This window comes from Bartonella sp. P12B, from assembly GCF_055796185.1.
Map to the genome: position 1 here is coordinate 1 of NZ_JBTTDI010000025.1, position 8,386 is coordinate 8,386.

Below are 8,386 nucleotides of genomic sequence, written 5' to 3' on the forward strand. Positions count from 1 at the left end.
TTCTCAACAAAGTCGAGTTGCAAAAGGCGCTTGTCCCTACATTATAGCAAAATGATACTAACGCCGCGAATTGTTCATCGCTTAACGAAACCCTCACCGCTTTCGAAACCGCCTTCTCAAATTGCTTTAAATCCTCACAAAGGATCTCTTCGGCTTGCTTTTCCGTGATGCTCATGCCTTTTTTAACAAGCGGGCTACCTGCTTTACTGGTGTGACCATACCCGATCGTCCAAACTCCAATGGCATCTTTATAAGCATTCAAACGTAAACCTTCCCATTGTTTGATCAGCGATAAACCTTCTTGCGATATTGTCCTCATGGCTTGCTCCATAAAAAAGCCCCACAAAAGTGAGGCTCGATAAAAGGGAATAATTGAATGATAGCTGTTCGTGATCTATTGGATGTTCTCTCTTAGTAATTCCTCAACCTCCTCAACTCGAAAGCCAAGGCTACTGAGAAGAGAAACTTCACTCTCTTGCAATTCATACTGAGAGCGCTTTTCGATAACATCTCCGTCAAAATCTAGAGGCATCCCTGTTTCAACGAAAACCGTGTGTGTCTCATCTTCAACACCTTCTTCCCCTTCTCCTAGCTCTTTGACACGAACCCAATGAAAACGCGTTCCTAAAAGGGCTTCTAGCCTTCTTACCGTTTCAGCACGGTCATAGGACAGCATGTTCAAATAATCTTGCTTGCTATTTAAATGCTCTGGATACTCTCTCATCCCCGCACTCTCCTCTAAACAAAATGACGCGGACGACTACAACCACGCGCCCCTAAGGTTTCATCCTTGGAACTACGGGAATACTGACCATTACGAACATATGCTCCATTAGCAGAACCACCAGACCAATTCCCCCCTCCTACCAATACATTCATCACCGTCCTGAAAGCCGTCCTTCCAGCGGTTGTAGAAGCGATCTGCATGGGAAAAGTTTCTGATAAAAACTGCCAAACATAACCACAACCATCCTCACAACCAATATGCGAGATCATGCGGCGCTTGGACGTATCAACATGACCACCCGAATGTTTGGGGCTAGGCGCTTTCTTCCCTTCAATGCCTGTCTTTTCATTGCTTCCATCCATCGCCGAAGCAAACTGTTCATCATTCAACAAACACTTCTTAACACGCAACAAATCCGATAAGTGATCCGTATAGGAGCGATTGGTCGTTATGGGAACACCATACGCAGAGCACGTCGTTTCACCCGTGCCTGACTGTAAATAAATATCAACCCAAAGGTCTTGGGAGGGATCATACACCATCCCTTCTGGAGAACTATGCGGACGATGATTAAGACACCAAACCGAGTTGGGAAGAATATCCCCCGCCTGATAACCCGATAAAGGGTGACCATCTATCGTGCCAACATCCGCACAAAGCGTATGGAACCCCCCTATCTTCCTCGAAGTCATCGCTGTATAACCATCGGGAAAAGTCGAATTTTCTGAAAAAACAAGTTTGTGTGACTGCCCTGCATCCAAAACCAAATAAATATAATAATCCTTGCCAAGCGAAAGCGAGGAAGGAACCGTGAGTGTTTGATCTGATGTGTAACTAGCAATCAAAACATCATTGGCAAGAAACAAAGGGATATGCGTTCCTTTCTTTAACGTTAATTGTTGTTTATCACTGGCAATAAGAAAAGGGGTAGAAGACGAAACAGCAATCAAATTTAACTGTTTGAGAAAATTATTAAAAGCAGAAGAACTACTCGTGCTCTGACGTGCGGCTAAAGCAGCTTGTTTTGCCTCCCGTGCGGTCTTTTTTGCCTCAGAAACAGTTTGGGTGACTGTGGTTAAACCGGTCTTTGCTAAAAGCGCTAGCTGTTTGGCTTCACTCGCTTCCGTTTTTGCTTGCAAAGCCACACTCTGAGCAGATGTTGCTGTTTTCTTGGCATCATCACAAGTAATTTTCGCTGTTGTGGCTAGAGCCTTCGCATCCTCTGAAACCTGCTTGGCTTGATCTACTCCTCGCTTGCCTTCTTCCGCTATAGTCTTTGATTGTTGGGAAAGCGTTTTTGCTTCTCCAGCAATTCTTTTGGCATCATTGACTGAGCTCAGAGCCGCTGTGACACTATCCTTCGCGCCATTGGCTGCTGTAAGAGCTGTTGCTGAAACACCTTTAGCCTCCGTGGATAAAGCCACGGCTCTTTCACTTGCCTGTTTTGCCGCAGTCGCATCTCTTGCCGCCCCATCCGCTAAGGTCTTGCTTGCTGTAGCCGTACTCTCGGCTGTCTTTGATGCCCTTTGTGCTCCCTCAGATACGCTCTTGGCTTCTTTAGCTATCTCCAATGCTTCTGAAGCCTTCGTGGAGGCTCCATCTGCCTTCTTATCGGCTCCCTGGGCGGTTTGCTTGGCTTGACCAGCTTCTTCCTTGGCTTCTTCCGCTTCTACCGCCGCTAAATTGGCTTTAGAGCTCACCCCATCAGCGACTTTCTTGGCTTGGCTTGCTTCTTCCTGTGCTTCTTCCGCTAACTCTTTTACCTGTTGAGCTGTCGTTTGCGCATTCTTGGCTTCTTGTTTGGCTTCTTGCGAGGCTTGTTTTGCCTCTCCCGCTAGTCTTTGAGCCTCTTGTGCTAATGTCTGCACCGATTGTGCCATTCCCTTGGCTGCATCAGAGCTTTGTTTGGCTTCCTCTATTAAACCTTTCGCTTCAGACGCTATTGTTTTGCTTGCATTGGCTACCGTTTCTGCTCGTTCTGCACTACTCTTCGCTGTATTGGCTGCTGTTAAGGCTGTTTCTGAAATCCCTTTCGATTCATTAGCTACACTCAACGCTGTTTCTGCTGTACGTTTAGCTGTTTCTGAAACTTGTTGCGCCTCATCAGCCTCTGTTTCTGCCGTCGAAGCCTTCGCTTTCACTGAGATAAGATCTAAGCTAGCCTTCTTGGCTGTCTTTTGTGCTTCTTCAGCTGTTTTTGTCACTGTCGCTACAGTTTGTTTTGTTGCCTCAACTAAACCTTTGACTTCTTCCAAGGCGCTTTTGCTCTCATTGACTACCCTTTGTGCCTCCTCAGCTAAACTCTTCGCTCCATTGGCTTTCTCTCCTGCTTCTTGAGCCTTCGTCGACGCATCTTCTGCCTTTGTCGCTGCTCCTTCTGCCGCTTGCTTGGCATCTTCTGCTGTTCTCTTCACCTCTTGTATGGTAGATTTAACCTCATCAACACCTTGCTTGGCTTCCCCAGCTTTCGCTTGCGCTTGAGAAGCGAATGTTTCTGCCTGTTCTGCCTTGCCCTTAACGGATTCTAATAGCTGTTTGGCTTCTTGTGCGGTCGATTGTGCACTCTTCGATGTTTGTTGTGCTTCTTGAGCTATATTAACTGATCTTTCTGAAGAAACTTTCGCTTCAGTGGCTAATGCCTCTACCGAAACAACTTTCTTTTCTGTTTCTTCCGCTTTCTGCTTGGCTTCTTGTGCTAATTGCTTTACAGATGCATCTTGAGACGCTACAGCTTGTCTATCAGTTTGTACAGCCTGCTCTGCTACCGCTTTCGCTTCATTGGCGACACGCGTTGCTTCTGAGGCATCCTGTTGTGCTTGTTCTGCTTTCGATGTGGCTGTTTCCGCCGCGCTTTTGGCTTCTTCTGCTACACCCTTCGCTCCATTGGCGGTAGAGGCTGCTGTTTGTGCTATAACTTTCACATCAGAAACCCCTTGCTTGGCTTCATCCGCTGTTTGCTTTACATTATCAATCAAGCTTGAAGCTGCCGTCAACGCATTCTTGGCATCCGTCGCTGCACTGAGCGCTGCATCACAAGATTGCTTGGCTTCTTCTGCTAAACTTTTCGCTAAATCCGCCGTGCTCTTCACCTCTTCTACAGATTGTTTGGCTTCAACAGATTTCATCTTCGCTTCAGAGGCTAGCGTTTCAACTGTTAAAACCTTTTGCTCCGCACCTTCTGCCGTCCTTTTGGCTGCTTCCGCTGTATTCTTAACCTGTTCAGTCGATTGCTGAAGACCATTGGCTAAAGACAGCGCACTCGACGCTGTTTCCTTTGCTTCACCTGCTACACTAGAGGCTGTATCTGCTGTGCTTTTGGCATCTTTCGCTGTTGTGAGGGCTTCCGTACTGCTCGCTGTCGCTGTTTCGGATGCACTCTTAACAGTTTCAACAATTTCCTTGAGATGATCTGACGTTTTCTTGCTTGCTTCCGCAATCCCTTTTGTCTCATCGGCTAATGACTTCGCATCACTGGATACCTGTTGTGCTTCTTCTGCTTTACTCTTGGCTTCTTGCGCTAACGTCTGTGCTGTTTCTGCCTTCTGTTTTGCCTCTTCTACTAAACCCTTAAAAGACGCATCAAGTGCATGCACCGCTTGTCTCTCAACACTCACCGCCTGCTCTGTTGCTGCTTTCACTTCATTGGCTACTCGCCTCGCTTCATCTGCAATCTGTTGCGCTTGATCTGCTTTCGCCGTTGCTGTTTCTGCCTCTTGCTTGGCTGCTTCAGATGTAACCTTGGCTGCATTCGCTGTAGACATCGCCGTTTCTGAAGTTCCTTTACCCTGCTCTGCTACATCCTTTGCCTCAACAGCGGTTGCCTTCGCTTCATTGGAACTTTCTACCACTGTTGCAACAGAATTCTTCACATCTTGCACATCAGAGACAGCTTTATCTACTAAACTCTTCGCTCCTTCTGCCATTGTTTTTGCATCATCCGCTGTCCCTTTCGCATCTGTTGCTATCTGCTTGGCTTCATTCGCAATAGTCGTTGCTGTCGTGCTCGCATTCTTCGCATCTGTTGCCGTATGCTTGCTTTCATTAGCAAGGCTCTCTGCCAATTCTGCTTTACTCTGAGACCTTTCCGATAAAAACTTTGCCTCAACAGCAGTTGCCTTCGCTTCATTGGATGCTGTTACAGCTCTTTCTGCTAGACCTTTCGCTTCATTGACTACCCTCACGGCACCTTCTGAAGCTTGTTTGGCTTCCTTTGCAACAGAAACAGCTCCTGAAACTTCTGCCTTAACTGTTTCTACTCCTTGCTTGGCTTCTTCAGATGCACTCTTAGCTTGTTGGGCTAAAACCTCCGCATTCTCCGATTGCCTCTTCGCTTCCCCTGAAAACTGTTTGGCTTCTTCGGCGCGTGTTTTGGCTGATGTTGCTTCCGACACTGCTCTGGAGGCTACTTCATGCGCACTCTGTGAGCTGTTAACCGCTGTCTCTGCTCTACTCTTCGCATCACCGCTTGCTGCCAAGGCTTGATCGGCTGTCGATTTCGCCTCATTCGCTGTCGTTGTCGCTGATCTCACGCCTTCCTTTGCTTCGGTAGCCGTGGTAAGCACCGTCGTGATTGTGGCACCACTTTGCGTAATCTGCTTCAGAGCCCGATCCGCTATTCCCTTCGCTTCTTCCGCCTTTTGATACGCTCCATTGGCGTGCGCCGTCGCTTGCTCCGATCCTTGCCTAACCTGAACTAGCTGCTCCGCCGTCGCAAAAGCTTCATAGGCATAAAGGGAAGCCGTTCCTAATAACTTCGGCACAACGACCGTAGTGACTGATCGACCCTCTCTTATCTCTTCTTTCGTCGCCGCGGGTAGATAATACTCATGCGTATGGTACGGGATCCCCATAATCTTGCTCCATCAATTCTAGCTCTATCTTTAAAATGAACACTCTTTCAGCTCTTCTAGCTCACTCCTTAAAACACCTATCCGCTCTTCTAGTGATTGGATTGAACCCTCAAATTCTAAACGCAACGAGACCCTCAACAATTCTAAAAGCTCAGAAAGTGGCGCATGAACAAAATGCTGACCTGTATAAAAAACAACCCGTAACTGAGACGGGTCACTGATGCCTGAAATCGCAAACGGTTTGGATAACATTCATAACCTCATGTCTTAATACCAAAAACAACCGAAACATTGATCGGACGCGTTTCTGCTCCACCATAACTTTCCGCTAAAAGACGGTGTTCATGATGCGCTCGATCCTCTAGTCCTTCTGTGATAGGAGTGGAATAATAGAGACAACACATTGATTTATAATGATAATTTACTGTTTTGCATATTGAATTAGACCCCCGAATATTGTAAGATTCTCTCAATTCAAATCATCTTATGTTCAATCAATTAAAGTCACTTCTTTGCACGTCATAAGCGGGGTTATCGTGTGGGTAGAAAACCGTTTAGAAAGGAACAAAAATGCCTCTTATGAATCGTCTTAATGCAAGGGCTGTCGCAACATTGGGGGCTGGCAAATATAATGATGGTGCTGGCTTGTACCTTCATAAGCGTAAAGATGGGGGTGCTCAATGGCTTTTACGCTATACCATTCACGGGCGCCGTCGTGAAATGGGCTTGGGTGCCTTAAGAGATGTTTCTTTAAAACAAGCCCGTGAATGTGCAACTGGGTGGCGTTCTGTTTTACGTGAGGGTCGCGACCCCATTAAAGAACGTGACAAACAAAAGCGTGAGGCAATGCGCAATCTTCATTACTTAAAAGATATTGCTCTCGATGCTTTTGAAAGTCGTAAAGCTGAACTCAAACATGATGGTAAAAATGGTGAGTGGTTTTTACCTTTAAAGCTTCATATTCTCCCTAAATTAGGCTGCCTACCGGTTTCAGAGATTACACAAACTGATATACGCAATACACTTGCTCCTATCTGGCATGCAAAACCTGGTGTTGCTTATAAAGCTCTAACTCGTCTTAATCTTTGTCTCAAACATGCTGCTGCCTTGGGTTTGGATGTTGATTTGCAAGCAACAGAAAAAGCAAAAGCTCTCTTAGGGAAACAACGCCATAAAGTTACGAATAGACCAGCAATGGATTGGAAAGAGATACCGGCTTTTTATAAAACACTTTGCGAAACAACAAGCATAAAATGTCTGGCTTTGCGTCTGCTTATTCTTACAGGGGTTCGTACATATTCTTTGCGTCATATCCATAAAGATCAAGTTGATGGAGATATATGGACCATCCCTGCTGAGAATATGAAAGGAAGGCTTGATACTACAACAGAGTTTCGCGTGCCTCTCTCAACAGAAGCATTGGAAATTTTGAAACAAGCACGTCCTCTCTCTCGCAATGATTTCTTCTTTTCTGCAAAAGGTCGTGGTCCCCTTGCTGCCAATTGCATGTCAATCTACATGAAAAAAATTGGACTTGAAGCATGCCCGCATGGTTTTCGGTCTAGTTTACGCGATTGGTTAGCAGAAACAACAGATGCCCCTTTTGAGGTAGCAGAAACCATTCTAGGTCATACGGTCGGGGGTAAAGTAGAACGTGCTTACCGTCGTACGGACTATTTAGAGCAGCGCCGTGTTTATATGGATAAATGGGCGGCTTATGTTACAGGTCAATCTTAAAAGATGGGGTTTTGTACCCCATCATTCCTTCATTATCTGTGGATAACTTTCTCTCTTCGTTCTCTCATTTTTGCTCAATAAGATTCATAAATTATCAAATGAGAAAATACATCATAAATGACTGTTTTTTATGATTAAACTTACTTTGCAATCTCAATAAAATATGGTTAATAAATACTTATGATTTGTTAATATTTTTTTAGATTGAAAGGATTTAGTTATGACTGAACATGATGTTCTTCTTACAGACCGTGAAAGTGCACAATTATTGCATATAAGCGTTTCAACATTCCGTCGCCATGTCACCAATGGATCTTTACCAAAACCCTTAAAGTTTGGTTCTTTATCACGTTGGTTAAAATCGGATCTGATGGATGTGATTGAAAAAGCCAAAACGCAACGTCAACATCTCAGTGATGTGGCATAAAAAAACCTTGTCACGTAAGGACGGACAAGGCTTTCTCAAACTATCACGAATTAAAAATAGCAAAATCCGTCCTGTGACGCAACGTCTAAGGGACAAGAAAAATGTATCATTTTATAAATGCTCGGGGCATTACAAATGCCTTGCGGGGTGTCTGGCATGGTGCTTATGGACTTGCACGCTGCCCTGCTCATGATGATCAAGTGCCTAGTTTATCTCTTGCCAATGGAAATGATGGGCGGCTCTTGCTTTATTGTTATGCCGGCTGCTCTTTTAGAGAGATCATACAAGCTCTCAAGAATATTGGTCTTATCGATACACAAACATGTTTTGATAAAGCTTATGATTATAGGTTCTCTCTCTCAAAACAGCTTTGTTCTGAAGATAAAACAGCAAAACAGAAAGCAGAGAGAGCTCAAAAAATTTGGAAGCAAAGTCAACCAATTAAAGACACTTTAGCAGAGCTTTATTTACGCAAGCGGGGGATCACTTGTAACCTGCCTCCCTAGTTTACGCTTTCACGATAAATGCCCTCATCCCTCTGGGAAAAATATCCCCGCGTTGGTGGCTCATGTGGAGGGCTCTGCCTCCTTTGCAATCCATAGAACCTTTTTACAAGACAATGGATGCAAAACAGAACAGTTACCA

At 45.2% G+C, this 8,386-nt stretch carries 7 protein-coding genes and 1 pseudogene; 3 read left to right on the forward strand and 5 right to left on the reverse strand.

Annotation, left to right across the window (positions count from 1 at the left end; genetic code table 11):
- From AC0QT1_RS08065 to AC0QT1_RS08085, 5 genes are all read right to left on the reverse strand, one after another.
- On the reverse strand, positions 1-319 hold a 319-nt coding region (locus AC0QT1_RS08065; RefSeq protein WP_473202069.1), incomplete at its 3' end, for a lysozyme.
- 75 nt (positions 320-394) lie between these two features.
- A complete protein-coding gene (locus AC0QT1_RS08070) occupies positions 395-724 on the reverse strand; it encodes a hypothetical protein (RefSeq protein ID WP_473202070.1) in 330 nt (109 codons plus the stop codon).
- Between the two features lie 14 nt (positions 725-738).
- On the reverse strand, positions 739-5,577 hold the full coding sequence (locus AC0QT1_RS08075) for a phage major tropism determinant (RefSeq protein WP_473202071.1): 4,839 nt from the start codon (positions 5,575-5,577) through the stop codon (positions 739-741).
- 30 nt (positions 5,578-5,607) lie between these two features.
- A complete protein-coding gene (locus AC0QT1_RS08080) occupies positions 5,608-5,829 on the reverse strand; it encodes a hypothetical protein (protein ID WP_473202072.1) in 222 nt (73 codons plus the stop codon).
- A gap of 8 nt (positions 5,830-5,837) precedes the next feature.
- Entirely contained in the window at positions 5,838-6,050 is a 213-nt protein-coding gene (locus tag AC0QT1_RS08085) for a hypothetical protein (protein ID WP_473202073.1), read from the reverse strand.
- Between the two features lie 97 nt (positions 6,051-6,147).
- Here AC0QT1_RS08085 and AC0QT1_RS08090 point away from each other — a divergent pair, with 97 nt between their 5' ends.
- The 3 genes and pseudogenes from AC0QT1_RS08090 to AC0QT1_RS08100 all read left to right on the forward strand — a co-directional run.
- Positions 6,148-7,314, forward strand: a complete 1,167-nt coding sequence (locus AC0QT1_RS08090) for a tyrosine-type recombinase/integrase (RefSeq protein ID WP_473202074.1) — start codon at positions 6,148-6,150, stop codon at positions 7,312-7,314.
- A gap of 220 nt (positions 7,315-7,534) precedes the next feature.
- Positions 7,535-7,741: a helix-turn-helix transcriptional regulator gene (locus AC0QT1_RS08095; RefSeq protein WP_473202075.1), complete on the forward strand. Its 207-nt coding sequence runs from the start codon at positions 7,535-7,537 to the stop codon at positions 7,739-7,741.
- A 101-nt stretch (positions 7,742-7,842) separates the two neighbouring features.
- A pseudogene (locus tag AC0QT1_RS08100) lies at positions 7,843-8,386 on the forward strand (DUF7146 domain-containing protein); the annotation flags it as partial.

Bases quoted from the DNA above. Each gene is read 5' to 3' on its own strand.
- AC0QT1_RS08070 (WP_473202070.1), bottom strand. From the start codon at position 724: ATGAGAGAGTATCCAGAGCATTTAAATAGCAAGCAAGATTATTTGAAC.
- AC0QT1_RS08075 (WP_473202071.1), bottom strand. From the start codon at position 5,577: ATGGGGATCCCGTACCATACGCATGAGTATTATCTACCCGCGGCGACG.
- AC0QT1_RS08080 (WP_473202072.1), bottom strand. From the start codon at position 5,829: ATGTTATCCAAACCGTTTGCGATTTCAGGCATCAGTGACCCGTCTCAG.
- AC0QT1_RS08090 (WP_473202074.1), top strand. From the start codon at position 6,148: ATGCCTCTTATGAATCGTCTTAATGCAAGGGCTGTCGCAACATTGGGG.
- AC0QT1_RS08095 (WP_473202075.1), top strand. From the start codon at position 7,535: ATGACTGAACATGATGTTCTTCTTACAGACCGTGAAAGTGCACAATTA.